This is a genomic window from Streptomyces sp. NPDC048295, assembly GCF_040652135.1.
GTDB lineage: Bacteria > Actinomycetota > Actinomycetes > Streptomycetales > Streptomycetaceae > Streptomyces.
The window spans coordinates 66,522-84,513 of sequence record NZ_JBEZLL010000032.1 but is presented as its reverse complement, the minus strand read 5'-3'; the positions used below and the strand labels follow the sequence as shown (position 1 = coordinate 84,513).

General features: G+C 72.2%; 16 protein-coding genes. 4 read left to right on the top strand and 12 right to left on the bottom strand.

Features of this window, described 5'->3' with window-relative positions:
* Window positions 1-30: 30 nt before the first annotated feature.
* The 7 genes from asnB to AB0D53_RS35065 all read right to left on the bottom strand — a co-directional run bounded on the left by asnB (window position 31) and on the right by AB0D53_RS35065 (window position 10,372).
* Window positions 31-1,878, bottom strand: a complete 1,848-nt coding sequence (asnB, locus tag AB0D53_RS35095; RefSeq protein WP_362453336.1) for an asparagine synthase (glutamine-hydrolyzing) — start codon at window positions 1,876-1,878, stop codon at window positions 31-33.
* Window positions 1,879-2,271: 393 nt separating this feature from the next.
* A complete protein-coding gene (locus AB0D53_RS35090; RefSeq protein WP_362453334.1) occupies window positions 2,272-2,835 on the bottom strand; it encodes a GNAT family protein in 564 nt (187 codons plus the stop codon).
* Between the two features lie 469 nt (window positions 2,836-3,304).
* Window positions 3,305-5,056 (bottom strand): CocE/NonD family hydrolase, encoded by a 1,752-nt coding sequence (locus tag AB0D53_RS35085; protein ID WP_362453365.1) that lies wholly within the window; start codon window positions 5,054-5,056, stop codon window positions 3,305-3,307.
* A gap of 204 nt (window positions 5,057-5,260) precedes the next feature.
* On the bottom strand, window positions 5,261-6,205 hold the full coding sequence (locus AB0D53_RS35080) for an LD-carboxypeptidase (RefSeq protein WP_362453333.1): 945 nt from the start codon (window positions 6,203-6,205) through the stop codon (window positions 5,261-5,263).
* Window positions 6,202-8,181, bottom strand: a complete 1,980-nt coding sequence (locus AB0D53_RS35075; protein WP_362453332.1) for a prolyl oligopeptidase family serine peptidase — start codon at window positions 8,179-8,181, stop codon at window positions 6,202-6,204. The genes AB0D53_RS35080 and AB0D53_RS35075 overlap by 4 nt, the downstream gene beginning before the upstream one ends.
* A 21-nt stretch (window positions 8,182-8,202) precedes the next feature.
* Window positions 8,203-9,546 (bottom strand): M20/M25/M40 family metallo-hydrolase, encoded by a 1,344-nt coding sequence (locus AB0D53_RS35070; RefSeq protein WP_362453331.1) that lies wholly within the window; start codon window positions 9,544-9,546, stop codon window positions 8,203-8,205.
* A complete protein-coding gene (locus AB0D53_RS35065; protein WP_362453330.1) occupies window positions 9,539-10,372 on the bottom strand; it encodes a M55 family metallopeptidase in 834 nt (277 codons plus the stop codon). The genes AB0D53_RS35070 and AB0D53_RS35065 overlap by 8 nt, the downstream gene beginning before the upstream one ends.
* Before the next feature lie 205 nt (window positions 10,373-10,577).
* On the opposite strand from AB0D53_RS35065, the gene AB0D53_RS35060 reads away from it, so the two are divergent.
* The 3 genes from AB0D53_RS35060 to AB0D53_RS35050 are packed head-to-tail and all read left to right on the top strand — an operon-like array spanning window position 10,578 to window position 12,940.
* Entirely contained in the window at window positions 10,578-11,522 is a 945-nt protein-coding gene (locus AB0D53_RS35060) for an ABC transporter ATP-binding protein (protein ID WP_362453329.1), read from the top strand.
* A complete protein-coding gene (locus tag AB0D53_RS35055; protein WP_362453327.1) occupies window positions 11,519-12,493 on the top strand; it encodes an ABC transporter permease in 975 nt (324 codons plus the stop codon). Before AB0D53_RS35060 ends, AB0D53_RS35055 begins: the two co-directional genes overlap by 4 nt.
* 45 nt (window positions 12,494-12,538) lie before the next feature.
* Window positions 12,539-12,940, top strand: a complete 402-nt coding sequence (locus AB0D53_RS35050) for a GntR family transcriptional regulator (protein ID WP_362453326.1) — start codon at window positions 12,539-12,541, stop codon at window positions 12,938-12,940.
* 65 nt (window positions 12,941-13,005) lie between these two features.
* Here AB0D53_RS35050 and AB0D53_RS35045 read toward each other — a convergent pair whose 3' ends face one another.
* The 3 genes from AB0D53_RS35045 to AB0D53_RS35035 are packed head-to-tail and all read right to left on the bottom strand — an operon-like array spanning window position 13,006 to window position 15,163.
* Window positions 13,006-13,560 (bottom strand): DinB family protein, encoded by a 555-nt coding sequence (locus AB0D53_RS35045; RefSeq protein ID WP_362453325.1) that lies wholly within the window; start codon window positions 13,558-13,560, stop codon window positions 13,006-13,008.
* A 32-nt stretch (window positions 13,561-13,592) separates the two neighbouring features.
* Entirely contained in the window at window positions 13,593-14,516 is a 924-nt protein-coding gene (locus tag AB0D53_RS35040; protein WP_362453324.1) for an alpha/beta hydrolase, read from the bottom strand.
* On the bottom strand, window positions 14,513-15,163 hold the full coding sequence (locus AB0D53_RS35035) for a TetR/AcrR family transcriptional regulator C-terminal domain-containing protein (protein ID WP_362453322.1): 651 nt from the start codon (window positions 15,161-15,163) through the stop codon (window positions 14,513-14,515). The genes AB0D53_RS35040 and AB0D53_RS35035 overlap by 4 nt, the downstream gene beginning before the upstream one ends.
* 47 nt (window positions 15,164-15,210) lie before the next feature.
* Here AB0D53_RS35035 and AB0D53_RS35030 point away from each other — a divergent pair, with 47 nt between their 5' ends.
* Window positions 15,211-16,647, top strand: a complete 1,437-nt coding sequence (locus tag AB0D53_RS35030) for an amidase (protein WP_362453320.1) — start codon at window positions 15,211-15,213, stop codon at window positions 16,645-16,647.
* Between the two features lie 31 nt (window positions 16,648-16,678).
* Here the strand turns inward: AB0D53_RS35030 and AB0D53_RS35025 are convergent, their stop codons facing one another.
* Window positions 16,679-17,185 (bottom strand): DinB family protein, encoded by a 507-nt coding sequence (locus AB0D53_RS35025; RefSeq protein ID WP_362453319.1) that lies wholly within the window; start codon window positions 17,183-17,185, stop codon window positions 16,679-16,681.
* Between the two features lie 61 nt (window positions 17,186-17,246).
* Window positions 17,247-17,990 (bottom strand): class I SAM-dependent methyltransferase, encoded by a 744-nt coding sequence (locus AB0D53_RS35020; RefSeq protein WP_362453318.1) that lies wholly within the window; start codon window positions 17,988-17,990, stop codon window positions 17,247-17,249.
* Window positions 17,991-17,992 lie beyond the last annotated feature (2 nt).

Here is a 17,992-nt window from a genome sequence, read left to right as displayed (position 1 = left end):
CCCGTCACCGGGCGGTCCGGGGCGGCCCGCTCAGCCGAGGACGAGTTCGGGCTCGTACAGGTCCAGCCACGTGGCGAGGTCCAGGGTGCGTTCCAGGCCGCGGCGGGAGGCCGCGGTGATCTGCGGCGCGCCGTGGTCGGCGGCCTTGCGGAGGCGGTCGCGGTCGATGAGGTCGAAGACGCGGTGGTCCGGGCGGGCGAGCAGTGCGCGTGCCTGCTCCTGCAGCGCGACGGCGTACTTGGGGTCCTGGGTCGACGGATAGGGGCTCTTCGTCCTGTCGTACACCGAGCGGGGCAGTACATCGGCGGTGGCCTCGCGCAGCAGGCTCTTCTCCCTGCCGTCGAAGGACTTGAGGGCCCAGGGCGCGTTGTAGACGTACTCGACGAGCCGGTGGTCGCAGAACGGCACCCGGACCTCCAGGCCGACCGCCATGCTCGCGCGGTCCTTCCGGTCGAGCAGGACGCGCACGAACCGGGTCAGGTGGAGGTGGCAGATCCTGCGCATGCGGTACTCGAAGTCGCTCTCGCCGGCGAGCCGTTCGATGCCGGCGACGGCGGTCTCGTAGCTGCTGCGGATGTATGCCTTCAGGTCGAGGGCGCGGCCGAGGTCCTCGCGGAGCACCTCCGAGTCCTCGCCGAAGTCCTCGGCGTGCCGTACCAGCCAGGGGAAGGTGTCGGCGTTGCGGGCCCGTTCGTCGAAGAACTGGAGGTAGCCGCCGAAGACCTCGTCGGCGGATTCGCCGGACAGAGCGACGGTCGAGTGCTCCCGGATGGCCCGGAAGAGCAGATAGAGCGAGGCGTCCATGTCGCCGAAGCCCATGGGCAGGTCCCGGGCCCGGATCATCCGGGCCCGTACCTCCGGGTCGGCGAGGGTGTCGGGGTCGAGCACGATGTCCCGGTGGAGGGTGCCCGCCTGCTGGGCCACGTCGTGCACGAACGGGGTGTCGGGGGTGGTGCGCAGTTCGTCGGCGACGAAGTTCTCGGTGCGTCCCACGAAGTCGACGGCGAAGGTGCGGACCTTCTCGCCGCTCTCGGCGAGCTGCCGGGCGGCGAGTGCGGTGACGGCCGACGAGTCGAGTCCGCCGGAGAGCAGGACGCAGCGGGGTACGTCGGAGACCAGCTGGCGGCGCACGATGTCGTCGAGCAGCGACCGTACGGTGGCGACCGAGGTGTCCTGGTCGTCGGTGTGCGGGCGGGTCTCCAGCCGCCAGTAGACGTGCCGGCGCAGGCCGCCGCGGTCCACGGTGACGACCGTGCCGGGCTCCACCTCGTGCATGCCGTCCCACACGGCGTGGCCGGGGGTCTTGACCACGGTGAAGAGCTCCCGCAGCCCGTCGAGGGTGACCCGGGGCCGGGCCAGCGGATTGGCGAGGACGGCCTTGGGCTCCGAGCCGAAGAGCACACCGTCGGAGGTCGGCCAGTAGTAGAAGGGCTTGACGCCCATCCGGTCGCGGATCATGACGAGCCGGTCGTGGCGGCCGTCCCAGATCGCGAAGGCGTACATGCCGTTGAGCCGCTCGGCGAGGGCCTCGCCCCACTCCAGGTAGCCGCGCAGCACCACCTCGGTGTCCGAGTCGGTGGTGAACCGGTGCCCGCGGGCGGTCAGTTCGTCACGGAGTCCGGTGTAGTTGTACGCCTCCCCGGAGTAGACCAGCGCGACCGTTCCCTCCGGTGTGTCGACGGTCATCGGCTGGCGCCCGCCGGGCAGGTCGATGATCGCGAGCCGCCGGTGTCCGAGCGAGGCGTGAGCGGCGGTCCAGGTACCCCGGTCGTCGGGGCCCCGGCAGGACATGGTCTGCGTCATCGCGTCCAGTTTCGCGACCTCCTCGGCCGCCCGCAGATCACGGTCGAAGGAGACCCAGCCGGTGATGCCACACATATGCGTCCTCCCGATCCGGTACCGCCCGGGAGCCTCGTACGCACGGTGCCGCCCGCATCCCGGGCGGTGTGCCGAGGTGGAGCCCGGCAGAACCAGTTGTATCTAGCATCTATATTACGAGCGTCCACCCGGGATTGCCTGCGGTCAACACGACCGTTACGTGGACGGGAAGGCGCACCTGCCGCTTTCGGCCGCGGCTTTCCGCTTCCCGTACGGGGCGCCGTGCCCCGGATCCCTTGTGGGAGCGGCCCGTGGGCCCGGCGGGGGTGCCGATCCGGCCATCGGTAAAGACTTGCTCAACCCGGGGTCGGCCGGTGGGGTGGACCGGCCCGCGCGCCGCGGTCCCCCGGCGTTCCGCCGGCACCGCGGCGCCCGGACCGGGTCCGGAGGCTGCTAGACGATCCCGTCGGTCATCCCTGCGGTGACGGCCCACCGCTCGTGGTCGCGCCAGGCTCCGTCGATGAAGAGAAAGTCCGGCGAGAAGCCTTCGAGGCGGAAGCCGGCCCGGCGGACGAGGGCGAGCGAGCCCTCGTTACCGGGCTGGATGTTGGCTTCGAGGCGGTGCAGACCGAGCGGCCCGAAGGCGTACCGCAGGACGAGGCCGAGACCTTCGCCCATCAGGCCGCGTCCTGCCGCGTGGGCGAAGGCCCCGTATCCGAGCGCACCGCACCGGAAGGCTCCGGCGACGATGTTGTTGATGTTGATGAATCCCGCGATCGCGCCTGCGGGTCCGCTCCCGTCGCCGCGTTCGCAGACGAGGAAGCCCGCCCTCGTGGGGTCCTCGGCCAGCCGGCCCGCGTAGGCGGCGTACGCGCGGATGTCGTCGGGCGGGAAGAGCCAGGGACGGTGCAGGTCCCGGCTCTCCCGCGCCCGGGTGGTGAACTCCTCGGCGTCGGCCTGCGTGAAGGGGCGGATCGCCGCGCGCCGCCCCTCGGCCAGATAGTCGCTTTCAGGCATCCGGCAACCCTAGGGCCTGCGGGCCCCGGCCCCTCCCGAACCCGGGCCCGGCCGTTCATGACACGGCCGGGGGCACGGGCACCCGGGCGACCGCGACCTCGCCGGTCGACGGATCGCCGTGGTTGTGGAGGACCGCGGTGCCGTCGGGCGTGAACACCGGGTGCGGATGCCGGGGGTGCCGGTCGGCCGACGTCCGGGCCAGGGCCGTCCGGGCGCCCGTGGCGATGCCGATGGTCCAGAACCGGTCCGGGGCCTCCCGGGCGGGGGCGCGGGGCCTTCGTCGCGGAGCGGGGCACGCCGCCGGCCGGCACCGGAGCCGGGGCCCGTGAACGCCCGACCGCCCGCATGACGCACGGGAGCGGAACCCACCGGTCGGCCGTGCTCGACGGCCACGCGCGATTTCGCGCGGGCCTGTCCGCGGGTGGTCGGGTCCGGACGGGCCCGGCCCGCCCAACCCGGCCCGTCCGCGTCACTTCAGACGGCCACCGACCACCGGAAGCTCCAGCACTCCGGTGTCCTCCGGCGCGCTGACCACGGTGACCGGCTTGATTCCCCGGTTGCCGAAGTACGCGCCGTCGCTCGCCGCGATCACGAATTCGAGCCGGTGGCCGGCTTCGTACCGGTGGACGATGCCCGGGAGCTGCACGGTGAACGAGCGGGTGACGTCCGGCACCCGGACCGGGGAGACCAGCCGGTTCACCAGTGTCCTGCCGCCGTCCGGGGCCACGTCGTAGACCTTGGCGAACAGTACGAGCCTGTCGGCGGCGTCGCCGCTGTTCTGGACCCGCTCCGTCTTCGGCGAGACGACCTTCAGGGTGGCCTTCGGCGCGCCGACCACATCGACGGGCGACGTCAGCGGGGCGCTGGTCCAGCCGAGGTAGGTACCCTTGGTGTCGTAGGGCTTGGCGTCGGGCAGTCCGAGGATTCCGGCCAGCGAGCTCTCCGAATGACTGGTGGGAATCAGCCAGTTCGCGTACTGGCGGCTGCCCCGGGTGACCTTGGACCGGTTGTCGACGAGCTTGCCGTCGCCGGACAGGTACACCTTCTGCGAGAGGGCCGGTACGGAGCCGGCGGTGCCGTAACCGCTCTGCCAGTCGCGGTAGTACGCGAAGTCGGGCCCGGTGTCGGTGTTCTTCCGGTGCTGGAGATAGCGGTCGAACCAGGCGAGGACGCGTTGTCCCACGTAGCTGGTCTCCAGGTTGCCCTTGCCCAGGTCGAGTTCACCGGGTACCTGCCCGCCGCTGTGGCCCCAGGACTGCCAGATCATCTTGGCCGTGGTGCCCTGCGCCTTGAGGGTCTCGTACGTGGCGGTGGCCTCGTTCAGGTTGAACAGGCTGTCGGTCTGGCCCTGGACGAGCAGTGTGGGGGCCTTGACCTTGCCGAGGTAGTCGACGGGCGAGACGCTGCGCGCGTAGTCGAGCATCTCGGCGGTCCGGTCGGCCGGGTAGCGGCCGGAGTTGAGCAGCCGGATGGTGTCACAGGCCCGGGACGCGAAGTGGAGGCAGCCGAGGCTGTTGAACCGGGACGGGTCGAGGCTCGCGTCGAGGACCGTCTGCCCCTCCCCCATCAGGTAGAAGCCATTGGTCCACTGCCACTTGAAGACCCCGGCGGTGTCGGACGAAACACCCTTGCGCGTACCGGCGTTGTTCGGGGCGAGGGCGTACGCCAGGTCGTTCCAGGTGATCAGCGGTACGAGGGCGTCGATGCGGCGATCGACGGCCGCGGTGGCCATCTGGACGGCGCCGCCGTACGAACCGCCGATCATGCCGACCCTGGGGTCGCCGCCGCCGTCCCGCGTGACGTAGTCGGCCCTGGTCCCGTCGTCGGCGGCGCGGGTCCCGGCGAGGAAGTCGATGAGCCCGGCGGCCGCCTTGCCGTCGACGGCCGGGTCGTCGAGGGTGATGAGACAGCCCGACTTGCCGAAACCGAGGCCGGAGTAGACGAGTCCGACATAGCCGCGGGAGGCGAAGGCCCTGCCGATGGCGTCGGTCGAGCCGTCGGACTTGCTGCCGCCGAATCCATTGGTGGCGAGTACGGCGGGAGCCGGGTGCCGCGCGTCGACCCCGGCGGGGCGGTACAGATCGGCGTCGACGGTGCAGGAGCGGCCGCCCGCCTGGAGGGTGAACTTCAGCGGGACGACGGTGTACGGGGACTGCTCGGCAGCGGTCGCCCGTGCCGCACCGGTGAGGACCAGCGGTGCGGCGAGCGCGGCTCCGGCCACGTAGGCGGCCGACTTCCGGGAGAACGTCCGATAGCCGGACCGGGGGCGGGAAACAGCACGCGACACGAGGACCTCCACACCGAGAGCACCTTACCAACCGGTAAGTAATGAGCGCGCTCATGCTGTGACACGTGTCATAGTGCTGTCAACGCTCAGGTCGGCGTTTCCTGAACGATGCTCAACTTCTTTACGATGCGCCGCCGTTCAGCTCAGCGCGGGCACCTCGACGGTGAGTGTGGCGGGGCCGCCGCCGGCCGGGGCGTCCAGCACGGCGGGCACACCGAGCGGAATCGTCAGCGTCGTCGGTCCGTGCCCGAAGCCCAGCTCCTCCACCACGGGCACGCCCAGCGGGCCCAGCCGGTCGGCGAGCACCGCCCGGACCTTCTCGTACGGGCCGCAGCCCGCCCAGGAGCCGCAGGCCACCCCGGCCACGCCGTCGAGCGCACCGGCCCGCAGCAGCTGGGTGAGGATGCGGTCGATGCTGTACGGGTCCTCCGTGGTGTCCTCGATCACCAGCAGCCCGCCCCGGGCCGAGGTCCGGACGTGCGGGGTACCGAGTTCGGCGGCGAGCAGGCTCACACAGCCGCCGTAGGTGATCCCGCGGGCCCGGCCGGGGACCAGCGCCCGCGCGGCGGGCAGGCCGAGGGTCCGTACCGATTCGGGCTCGAACAGGGTGGCCCGCAGGGACTCCTGGGTGTCCGGGTCCTTGAGGAAGGTCTCGGTACCGGCCATCGGTCCGTGCAGGGTGGCGAGCCCCACGCGCCGCGCGAACGCCTCGTGGAGCACGGTGATGTCGCTGTAGCCGATGAACACCTTGGGCCCGGCCGCGCGCATCGCCGCCCAGTCGACCAGGTCGACCATCCGGTGCACGCCGTATCCGCCGCGGGCGCAGATCACCGCGTCCACGGCCGGATCGCACCAGGCCTCCTGAAGGTCCCTGGCCCGCGCCTCGTCCGTGCCGGCGAGGTAGTCCAGCTCGGGGTGGACCGCACGCGCGTGCGGTGCCTCGACGGGCTCCAGGCCCCAGCCGCGCAGTACGTCCAGGCCCGCAACCAGCCGCTCGGCGGGCACCGGGCCGCTCGGTGACACCACGGCGATCCTGGCTCCCGGGCGCAGCCGGGCCGGGCGGGTCAGCGGTACGAGGGTCACTTCTTCAGCTCCAGCCGCGGTACGTCGGTGCGCTCGATCCCGAAGGTCTGTGCGTACAGGGAGAGTTCGGCCTCCAGCGCGCGGATCATGGTGTCGGCGCGCCGGAACCCGTGCCCCTCACCCTCGAAGGTGAGATAGGCGTGCGGGACGCCGCGTCCGTCGAGCGCGGCCAGGAACCGCTCGCACTGGACGGGCGGGCAGATCGGGTCGTCCAGTCCCTGGAGCAGGAGGAAGGGGGTGGTCAGCCGCTCGGTGCGGCCGGCCGGCGAGCGTTCGCGGTAGCGCTCGGGGACCTCGGCGAGCGAACCGACCAGGGACTCCAGATACTGCGACTCGAAGTCATGGGTCTCGTCGGTGCCCCAGCCGGTCAGGTCGAGGATGGGGTAGATGATCGTCCCGCAGGCGTAGACGTCGGTACCGGTCAGCGAGGCCGCGGTGGTCCAGCCGCCGGCGCTGCCGCCCCGGACGGCCAGCCGCCGCCGGTCGGCCGTGCCCTCGTCGGCCAGCGCCGCGGCGACGGCCGCGCAGTCCTCGACGTCGACGACACCCCACTGTTCGCGCAGCCGGTTGCGGTAGGCCCTGCCGTAGCCGGTGGAGCCGCCGTAGTTCACCTCGGCGACACCGATGCCGCGCGAGGTGAAGTAGGCGATCTCCAGGTCGAGTACGAGCGCGGCGTGGCCGGTCGGGCCGCCGTGCGCCCAGACCACGTAGGGAGGCCGTTCGTCCTCGGGGCCGGACCGGTCGGGACTGCGCGGCGGGTAGACGTGGGCGTGGATCTCGCGTCCGTCGGGGCCGGTGAAGGTGCGGTTCTCGGGCCGGGGGTAGTACGCGGGGTCGACGGCGTCCTGATGCGGTGCGCCGATGACACGGGTGCGTCCGGTCGCGGTGTCCAGCTCCACCACCTCGAACGCGCTGTGCGGGCTCGCCGCGACGCCGACGACCCGGCTGCCGTGCACGGCGAGTGTCTCGGCCCATTCGGTCCAGTCCCCGGCGACGTCGACCAGCTCGCCGGTCTGCGGGTCGAGGATGCCGAGCGTGGTGGTGCCCTTGCCGTGGATGGTGGCGATCAGGCCGTTGTCCAGCGGCCTGAACCAGCTGAGCCCGATCTTCCAGAGCGGTCCGGCGAACTCCTGCTCCCGGGGGCAGAGCGCTACGGCACCCCGGTGCGGATCGGCGCGGTACAGATTCCACCAGCCGCTGCGGTCACTGGCGAAGAGCAACTGCCCGTCGGTCCCCCATTCGATCTGCGGCACCGACTCCTCGGGGCCGCCGCCGACGGACCGGGGGCGGTCGAAGGTGCCGTCCCCGGTGACGTCCGCGAGCATCACCTCGGTGCCGTCCCACGGCATCCGGGGATGGTCCCAGGCGATCCAGGCGGCCTGCCGTCCGTCGGGCGAGAGCTTCGGCCCGGTGACGAACCGGTGGCTGTCGTCGGTGAGTTCACGTACCGCCGAGCGGTCGTCGGCGGCCGAGCCGTCCAGCGGCACGGCGGCGATCACCCGGCGCAGTTCGGTGGGGCCCTCGCCGGTGAACTCCTCCAGGACGCACCACACTTCGCCCCGGTCGGGGTGGAGCTGCGGGTCGGCCCAGCGCAGCCCGCCGCCGACGGCCGAGACCGGGGTGAGCGGCCGGGGCCCGTCGGGCCCGTCCGGGGCGTAGGCGTAGAGCCGCTGGTCGGCGAAGTGGACGAAGACGATCAGCGGGCCGCCCTCGGCCCGCCCGGTCCCGGCCCAGGGCACTCCGCCGTACTCGATGACCCGGCTCCGCACGTTCCACGGCGCGGGCAGCACGCAGTCGGTGCTCCCGTCCGCGCGGCGGCGGATCAGGGCGCGGCGGCCCGCCTCGGCGGGGCGCGGCTCCGTCCACCACACCTCGTCGCCGACGGCGCCGGCATACTCCGGGCGGCCGTCGCGGGAAGCGGCGAGCGCGGCGTCGATCGGCGACGGCCAGGTTCCGTAGGCCCCGGTGGGCAGCATGGTCGATTCCCCCTGTTGCGGTCAGGCAGTACGCAGATAGTGGTCGAGCACACGGACGCCGAAGTGCAGTGCCTCGACGGGGACGCGTTCGTCGACGCCGTGGAACAGCGCCTGGTAGTCGAATCCAACGGGCAGTTTCAGCGGTGAGAAGCCGTAACCGGTGATGCCGAGCCGGGAGAACTGCTTGGCGTCCGTGCCGCCCGACATGCAGTACGGCACGACGTGACCGGCCGGGTCGAAGCGTTCGATCGCGGCGCGCAGCCTGGCGAACGTCGGCGAGTCGACCGGTGCCTGGAGCGGGACCTCGCGGTGGTGGAACTCCCAGTCGATGTCGGGACCGGTCAGCCGGTCCAGGGTGGCGTGGAACTCGTCCTCGCCGCCGGGCACCATCCGGCCGTCGATGAAGGCGGTGGCGTGGCCGGGGATCACATTGACCTTGTACCCGGCCTCCAGCATGGTCGGGTTGGAGCTGTTGCGGACGGTCGGTGCGACCAGGTCGGCGGCTGGGCCGAGCTTGCCGAGCAGTTCGTCGACGTCGAAGCCGGGGGCGTCGAGGTCGGGGTGGATGCCGTGCAGCGCGGCGAGTTCGGTGAGCGCGGCGCGGACCGTCGGGGTGAGCCGGACGGGCCATTCGTGCTCGCCGATCCGGGCGACGGCGGCGGCGAGCGCGCTGACCGCGTTGTTCTTGTTGACCTTGGAGCCGTGGCCGGCCTTGCCGTGCGCGGTGAGCTTCAGCCAGGCGGTGCCGCGCTCGCCCGCGGCGATCGGGTAGAGCGGCAGGTCCGGTCCGGCGTGGAAGGTGAAGGCGCCGGATTCGCTAATGCCCTCCGTGCAGCCTTCGAAGAGCCCGGCGTGCCGGTCGGCGAGGAAGCCGGAGCCGTCGTCGGCGCTGGCCTCCTCGTCGGCGGTGTACGCGATCACGATGTCGCGGCGGGGCCGGACCCCGGCCCGGGCCCAGGCGCGTACGACGGCCAGGACCATGGCGTCCATGTTCTTCATGTCGATGGCCCCGCGCCCCCAGACGACGCCGTCGCGGACCTCGCCGGAGAAGGGGTGCACGCTCCAGTCGGCCGCCTCGGCCGGGACCACGTCGAGGTGACCGTGGACGAGCAGGGCGTCGGCGGACGGGTCGGTGCCGGGAATCCGCGCGACCACATTGGTGCGTCCGGGGGTCCGCTCCAGCAGGGTGGGTTCCAGTCCGGCGGCGGCCAGCCGCTCGGCGACGTACTCGGCGGCCGGGCGTTCGCGGCAGTCGCCGTCGCCTCGGTTGGTGGTGTCGATCCGGATCAGTTCGGAGGTGAACGTCACCGATTCGTCGAGCGCCTGCTGGTCGACGCTCTCCTGGGGACCGGTCGCCTCAGCCATACTGCTCCTCCACGGCGGACGACACGATCGTCGTCACCGCCTTGAACGTGCGGATACCTTCGTACATCGTCGCGCTGGTGTAGGAGACGCGCCGTTCGCCGCTGGGCGCCACGCCGGGGACGACGGTGGCCGCCTGGGCCAGGTGCTCGGCGTCGAACTCCAGCTCCACGGTGAAGGGTCCGCCCTTCACCGGTGTGTGCCGCACGGCGAGCGCGGTGGCCGCCTTGGCGGCGGCGCGGATGTCGGCGGCGGTACGGGCCGGGGTGCGGCAGACCGCCGCGTACCGCGACACGTAGTCCTTGACCGCGACCTTGCGGGCCCGGGGGGCGTAGCCATCGGCGTCCACACAGGTCAGGTCGTCGCCGGTGACGAGGACGACGGGCACCCCGTATTCGGCCACGACATGTGCGTTGAGCAGTCCCTCGCTCGCGCGGGTGCCGTCGAGCCAGACCCCGGTGATCGAGTTCGCCAGATAGGTGTGGGCGAGGACCCCCTCCGCGCCGGCGCCCGTGTGATAGCCGACGAAGGCGATGGCGTCGACGTCTCCGTGCTGGATTCCCTCGACCATGGAGAGGGACTTGTGCCGGCCGGTGAGCATCTGGACCCGGTCGTCGAGCCGCTCCAGCAGGAGATTGCGCATGGACCAGTGGGCCTCGTTGACGAGGACCTCGTCGGCGCCGCCGTCGTAGAAGCCGAGTGCCGCCGCGTTCACGTCGGAGGTGAACATGGCACGGCACCGCTCCCATTGGGGAGTGCCCGGCAGCACGTCGCCCGGCCACGTCACACCGGTGGCGCCTTCCATGTCCGCGCTGATCAGGATCTTCATGCCGGGCCACGGTACGCGCCCGTGAACCGGCAGGCCAGAGCCACAGAGACGTTCAATGGTCCAGTCCTCCGAAGAGAGTGCGACGCACACCCCGAACAGGTGCATCACGGACATCCACACGGGGTCCCACCGGGCGCTCCTTGACACTTTCCACTACCCCAGACCATGATTCCATTAATTGACTAATGGAATTGAGGCGAAGTGCATGGCAGACGCATTCACTCCGGACGGCGCCTTGGGCGCATGGGCCCTGGAGGCCCGTGGCCTGGGTAAGCGCTACGGTCGAGGCTGGGCGCTGCAGGACATCTCGTTCCGGCTGCCGGCCGGCCGGATCTGCGGTCTCGTCGGCCCCAACGGCGCCGGGAAGAGCACCCTGCTGGGGATCGCGACCCGTCAGGTCCAGCCCACGGAAGGTGACCTCCGGATCTTCGGCGTGCCCGTGGACGACCCCGAGGTGATGCCCAAGTTCGCGTTCCTCGGGCAGGACAAGCCGCTGTTCAAGCGGTTCACCGTGGCCGAGACGCTGCGCATGGGCGCCGAGCTCAACCCCGGCTGGGACATGGCCGCGGCGGAGCGGATCGTGCGATCGGGCCAGGTTCCGATGGACGCCCGCGTCGGCACGCTCTCCGGCGGGCAGCGCACCCGCGTCGCGTTCGCGCTGGCCTTCGGCAAGCGGCCCGATCTGCTGCTGCTCGACGAGCCGATGTCCGACCTCGATCCGCTGGCCCGCCACGACATGAGCACCCTGCTGATGTCGGAGGCCGTCGAGCGCGGCACCACGGTCGTGATGTCCTCCCACATGCTCACCGAGCTGGAGGACATGTGCGACTACCTGCTCGTCCTCGCGGGCGGCAGCATCCGGATGGCGGGCGACGCGGACGCTCTCGTCCCGGCCCACGCGCTGGTGACCGGGCTCGCCACGGACGCGGACCCGACCGCCGCGCTGGCCCCACACACCGTGATCGAGTGCCGCGTCCAGGGCCGGCAGTTCCACGCGCTGGTGCGGACGAACGGCCCCCTGTCGGGTGACTGGGTGGTCTCCGAACCCAGCCTGGAAGAGGTGCTGCTGGCGCATCTCCGCTCGCCGGACGCGCCCCCGTTGTACACACCCGGTGCCCGTACCGAGGCCGAAGGGAGCCACACCTCATGAGCACCACCCTGACCGACGCCCCCCGCACCGGGCGCGCCCCGCGGCCCCGCATGCTGCGCGGGCTGAGCTGGCTCGTGGCGCGCCAGCACCGGGCCGCCCTGCTCAGCCTGCTCGCGGTGACCGTCCTCGGCTCGATCTGGATCGTCTACGAGCGCAGCCACATGAAGGACCTCCTGGAGGCCGCGGGCTGGCCGGGGAAGGAACTGGCGCAGCCGACGTTCGACTCGGACGGCGTGGGTCTCGTCATGACCGTGCTGGGCGGACTGCCGCTGATCCTCGCCGTCTTCATCGGTGCCCCACTGATCGCGGGAGACCAGGAGCAGGGCACCGCGCAGCTGGTCACCACCCAGTCCGTGTCACGAAGCCGCTGGGTGGCCACGAAGTTCGCCTGGGTCTACGCGGCCGTGCTCGTGACCGCCGCGGTGCTCTCGGCGCTGTTCACCTGGTGGTGGAAGCCCTACCGTTCGGTGTTCTCCAGCCAGTGGTCGGACGGGTCGGTGTTCGATGCCACCGGCCCGGTGCTCCCCGCGCTCTGTCTCTTCATGACCGCCGCCGGCATCACCATCGGTGTGCTGGTGCGCCGTGTCCTGATGTCCATGGCGATCACCTTCGTCTTCGCCGGGGCCGCCGGGGTCGCCTGGGACATGGTGATCGTCCACCTCGCCCCGACCCGCACGATCACCTACCCGCTCGCCTCCGACATGCCCGCGCGGCTCCACGAGTCGCTGGAGGTGGACCGCTGGATCGGTTCCGCCGACGGCCATCTCTACGGCTGGGGCCTGTGTGCCAAGACGACCGAGGCGGCCTCCGACGCGTGCGTCGAGGAGCACGGCATCGTCAACAATGTGTACGAGTACCTCGGCTTCGACCAGATGCCGGCCATGCAGTGGACCGGGGCGGGCATCCTGCTCGCGGGCACCGCCGTACTCACCGCGTTCGTCCTGTGGCGGGTGTCCCGTCGCCCCCTCTAGGACCCGCCACCGCGGGTCCACAGGGTTCCGGCAGTCGAAGGGGAGGTGAAGGCAGTGGTCGTGTTCCGTATCGACCGGCGCAGCGGAGTGGCGACGTACCTCCAGATCGTGCGGCAGGTCGAACAGGCTCTGCGCATGGGCGCCCTGGAGGAGGGTGACCGGCTGCCCACGGCCGCTCAGGTGGCGGCCGACACCAAGGTCAACCCGAACACCACCCTCAAGGCGTACCGCGAGCTGGAGCGCGCGGGCCTCGCCGAGGTCCGGCAGGGGGCGGGCACCTTCATCACCCGCTCCCTCGTCCCGCCCCAGGCCGCCGCCGACTCCCCCTTGCGCGCAACACTCGTCGAGTGGCTGGACCAGGCACGGGCGCAGGGGCTCAGCGGCCAGGAGGCCGACGCCCTGTTCCGGTCGGCCTTCGCGGCGGTGTATCCGGCCGACGCCGGCTGAGGCGCGGCGCCGTACGCCTCGTGGACGAGGAGCGGCCGGCCCCGGGTGGGGGCCGGCCGTCGTCATCACGGTGCGGGGTAGTCGCCCGTGGCACCGTCGGTGCGTTCGCGCAGCAGGTCCGCGTGGCCGTTGTGGCGGGCGTACTCCTGGATCATCACCAGGTACACCCAGCGCAGGCTGACGGTCCGGCCGCGGCCGGCGTGCACGAAGGTCTCGTCGAGGCCGCGCCCCGCCACGGCGGCCCCGCACGCCTCGACCTCGGCGCGGTAGGCGGCGAAGTCGTGCTCGGCATGCGCGGCGTCGACGCCCTCGATGCCCTCGTCGCCGTCGCCGGGACCGGTGAAGACGTCGCCGATCGGCTCACCCGCGAAGCTCCGGCGGAACCACCAGCGTTCGATCTCCGCCATGTGCCGCACCAGGCCGAGGAGGGTGAGACCGGAGGGCTCGGCGGCGGTGCGGGCGAGCTGCGCCGGGGTCAGCCCGGCGCACTTGGTGAGCAGCGTCTCCCGGTGCCATTGGAGCCAGCCCTCCAGCATGACTCGCTCGTCCGCGGCGCCCGGGACGTTCAGCTGATCCCCGTCGGCCGTCGTACGTGCGATGCGGGGTGCAGTCCATGTCATGGCGGACATCCTCACACCACCGGGCCCACCGCTCAGGTCAGTTCGCGCAGGAGCGGTTCCGGGTCCGCGAGCAGGAACAGATGACCGCCGTCGGGGACGGTGCGCAGCTCGGCGCCGGGGATCTGCGCGTGCGCCCAGCGCGCCACCTCGACGGGGACGTTGCCGTCCGCCTCGCCGTGCAGGAAGAGGGTCGGTACGGAGACCGAGCCCAGCGGGTCCGGCAGCGGGCGGGAGTAGCCGACGAGGTCGGTGACGGCCGCGTCCACGCCCTGGCGCTCGCCCTCGGCGGTGTCCACCTCGGACAGGGCCCGGAAGGCGGGGGTGCTCATGATCAGCCGGTCGGAGCGGGGCCAGGCGTCGAGGTTCGGCTCGCGCCTGGTCCTCTTGAAGACGCCCTTCCCGGCGAGCATCGGCCGGGCGATCGCCGGGGCCCAGACGACGATCCGGTTCAGCCACTTGACCAGCGGGATCCGGTGCGCGTACGCCGAACGGGGCGCTCCGGGGACGGCGGCGCACGCGAGAATCAGCCGCGTGACCCGCCCGGGGTGCTTCTGGGCCGCCGAGAGCGCGTATCCGCCGCCGCCCGAGATCGCCACGAGCGTGGCCCGGTCGTGGCCGAGGTGGTCGAGCAGGGCCACGAAGTCGTCGTTCCAGCGGTGGAAGCCGCGACCGGGTACGGGATCCGTCTCGCCATAGCCCGGACGGTCCGGGAAGACCAGATGCAGGCCCGCGTCCGTCGCCGCCCGCCGCAGGGCGAGGCCTTCGTAGCGGCTGCCGGGGGTGCCGTGGAGCACGATCACGGGCGGGGCGGCGGGGTCGCCGTACGAGCAGTACGCGATGCGGCGCCCGCCCGGGACCGTCAGGCGGTGCGTCTCGGGCAGATCGGTCCCGGCCGGGCCGGTCCCGGGCCGCTCCGTCTCCGGCGTCTTCGGCAGGTCCTGCGGGGAGGGCGTCATCTCTGCTCCTCGTGGGATACGGGGGTGGCGGCAGCGGCGGCGATGCCGCCGATGAGGAAGTCGAGGCCGAAGGAGAACCGGCGGTCGTAGTCGTGGTGGTCCGCGAACACCGACGCGGCCCTTCGTTCCGGCGGCAGGTGGTGCAGTTCCAGATCGCCGCGGCCGAGGCGGATCGCCACATGGCCGGTGACGAAGTCGTGCAGGGTGCCGTACGCGTACGCGGCGGCCTCCTCGTCGAGCCCCGCGCCGCGCAGCGCCGCCACGACCCGGTGGGCGACGTCGTCGGCGCCGGGCCCGACGAGCGAGGCGCGGCGGTGCGCATCGAGGACGACGGGGTGCCGCATGAGCAGGTCGTGGAGGGTGTCCGCGAAGAGCCGGACGATGCCGCGCCAGTCCTCCGGCCAGTCCACCGACCGGGTCACCTCGCCGACGATCCGGGACACCAGTGCGTGCTGGAGCGCGTCGATGCCGCCCGTCGTGCGGTGGATCGCCATCGGTGACACGTGCAGCCGGTCGGCCAGCGCCCGGAAGCTCACCGCATCGAGCCCCTGGTCGTCGGCCAGTTCGGTCGCCGCGTCCAGGATCGCGCCGAGCGTCACCGCCCGGGGACGGCCGTTCTTGGGAGTGCTTGCCTTCTCGACCACCATGACCGCACCATATCGATACGCGTAACGAAACAGCAATGGGAGAACCCGTGACGGAGTTGCACGACCTCACCGCTCTTCAACTGGCCGCCGCCTACGAGCGCGGTGAAACGAGTCCGACCGAGGTGGTGGACCATCTGCTGGCCCGGATCGGGGACGGCGACCGGGTGGGGGCGTTCACCACCGTGTCGGCCGGTCCGGCCCGCACCGCGGCGGCCGAGGCCGAACGCGTCCTGCGCTCGTCGGACCGCGCCGGCCTGCCGCGCCTGTTCGGCGTACCCACCGCGATCAAGGACCTGGAGGCCACGGCAGGGGTGCGCACCACACTGGGCTCCGCACTGTTCCGCGACTGGGTCCCCGGGCACGACGACGAGATCGTCGAGGTCATGGCCGACGCCGGACTGATCAGCCTCGGCAAGACCACCGTTCCCGAGTTCGGGGCGGCCTGCTACACCGAGCCCGAGGTGTCCGCGCCGGCGCGCAGCCCCTTCGACCCGACCCGCAGCGCGGCCGGCAGCAGCGGCGGCGCGGCCGCGGCGGTCGGCGCACTGCTGGTGCCGATCGCGCAGGGCAGCGACACCGCCGGTTCGGTGCGCTCCCCCGCGAGCGCCTGCGGGGTGGTCGGGCTCAAGCCCAGCCGCGGGCTCGTCACCGCGGGCCCGGCCGGCAACGACGGGATGGGGCTCTCCGTACGGGGCCCGCTGGCCCGCACCGTGCGCGACACCGCCGCTTTCCTGGACGCGCTGACCACCCGTACCGGCGCCGGCACCGTGCATCCGCCCCGGGTCGAGAGCTACGAGCGGGCCTGTGACGCACCCGTGCCACGGCTCCGGATCGCGCTCGCCCAGGGATCGGTCTCGGGCTCCCCGGTGGATCCCGAGGTCGCCGCGGCCGCCGAGCTCACCGCCCGCACACTGGCCGGGATGGGCCATGAGGTGTTCGCCCGGGACCAGGCTCCGGACCCCGAGCTCACCGAGGGTTTCCGGGTGATGTTCACGGCCCTGGTCGGGTCCAGGACCATGGCGTTCGACGATGCGCTCCTGCGTCCGATCGTCCGCCATCTCCGTTCCTGCTCGATGAAGCTCACCTCGGCCGAACTGGCCGCCTCGATCGGTGTCGTGCAGGCCCGCGCCCGCGCCTGGGCGCTCGACCACGCGGACGCGGACGTGGTGATCACCCCGACCGTGACGACCCCGCCGACGCCGGTCGGCCGGCTGCGCGACGACGCGGACCCGGCGGCGGAGCTGGCCGCGATGACCGCGTTCACGGGCAACACCGTCCTGGCGAACGCCACCGGGTTCCCGGCCATCAGCCTTCCGCTGGGCTGGAGTTCGCAGGGCCTGCCGCTCGGGGTCTCGCTCACGGCCGGATGGGGCCGCGAGGATCTTCTGCTCGGTGTGTCGGCCCTGCTGGAGGAGGCCCTGCCATGGGCCCATCGCTACAGCGAGCGGGCCGAGGCGCGGACACCGGCGGCGGACCCGGCCTGACCGCCGCCGCCGGGCTCCGGGCGCGGTCCGGCTACTCGCCCCTGGCGCCGTCGATACGCTCCCGGAGCAGGTCCGCCTGGCCGTTGTGGCGCGCGTACTCCTCGATCAGGTGCGTGAGGATGTAACGCAGCGAGAACACCTCCTCGCCGTAACTCCCGGTGACATCGAGGGACTCGGCCGCTTCGACAGTGGCCCGGGAACGTGCGCACTCCTCGCGCCAGATCCTGAACGCCTCCTCGGTATCGGCGTCCGCCACATCGAACTCGGCGAACTCCCCGGGGTTCGGCCCGGGCCAGTGCGGCGGCGCCACCTCGTCGTTCAACACCCGCCGGAACCAGGAGCGTTCGACCTCGGCGAGATGCCGGACGAGCCCGAGCAGGGTCAGGTCCGAGGGGGGCACGGCCGCCTCCCTCAGCTGTGCTCCGGTGAGGCCCGCACACTTCATGGCCAGGGTCTCGCGCTGGTACTGGAGGAAGCCGCTCAGTGACGCACGCTCGCCGCCCACCTGCGGGGGCTTGTCCCTCGTGTCTTCAGGCATGGCGTCATCATGCCGAGCACGGCAGCCGCGCGCCCGCGATTTCCGCATCAGGATCGCCGCACTACCGCCGGTCCCCGTCCCGATGCTCGGCGAGCGCCAGCACGAACCAGCGTGACGGCAGCTCGACCCGGGTGCCGTCGGGCAGGAACTCGGTCTGGGCCAGGGCGGTCGCGCCGGCGGCCAGCGTGGTGAGGCCGGCCTCCTGGAGCAGTCGGCGGACCTCCTCCTCCGTGGCGCTCGCGGGCTTGAGCCCGTGGGCCAGGACCCGGCGCAGCTTCTCCGGCGGGCCGTCCGGGCCCTGCGCCACCTGCTGGAGCACATCCTTGGAGGCCGGGGTCGGCTCGACGACGAAGGCCCGTCCGCGCTCCCCCACCAGCGCCGCGACCGCCGCGGCGACGGCGGGCCGCGCCTCGGGCTCGCTCTGGTGGATCACCGCGCGCATATAGACGTTGGTGTCACCGATCCGCTTGCGCAGGGCCGCCACCGCGTCCGCGTCGACGAGGTCGAGCTGATCGAACTCGGCGACGCCTGCGGGGTCCGCGCGGCGGGCGTGCCCGATGGCCGCGTGCGAGAGGTCCACACCGATCGCGCGGGCGAACCGGGTGGCGAGGTAGCGGGTCTGGGTGCCGTTGCCGCAGCCGAGGTCGACGACCGGCAGCGAGGGATCGGCGTACGGCAGCAGCAGTTCGGTGTGGGGTATGGCGGTGAGGGAGGGGTCGGAGTCCCAGATCGCCTCGCCGGGTGTGTCCGAGGTGGCGGACCAGTAGCCCTCCCACGCCTCGCGGTATCGCTGTGACACGTCCATGC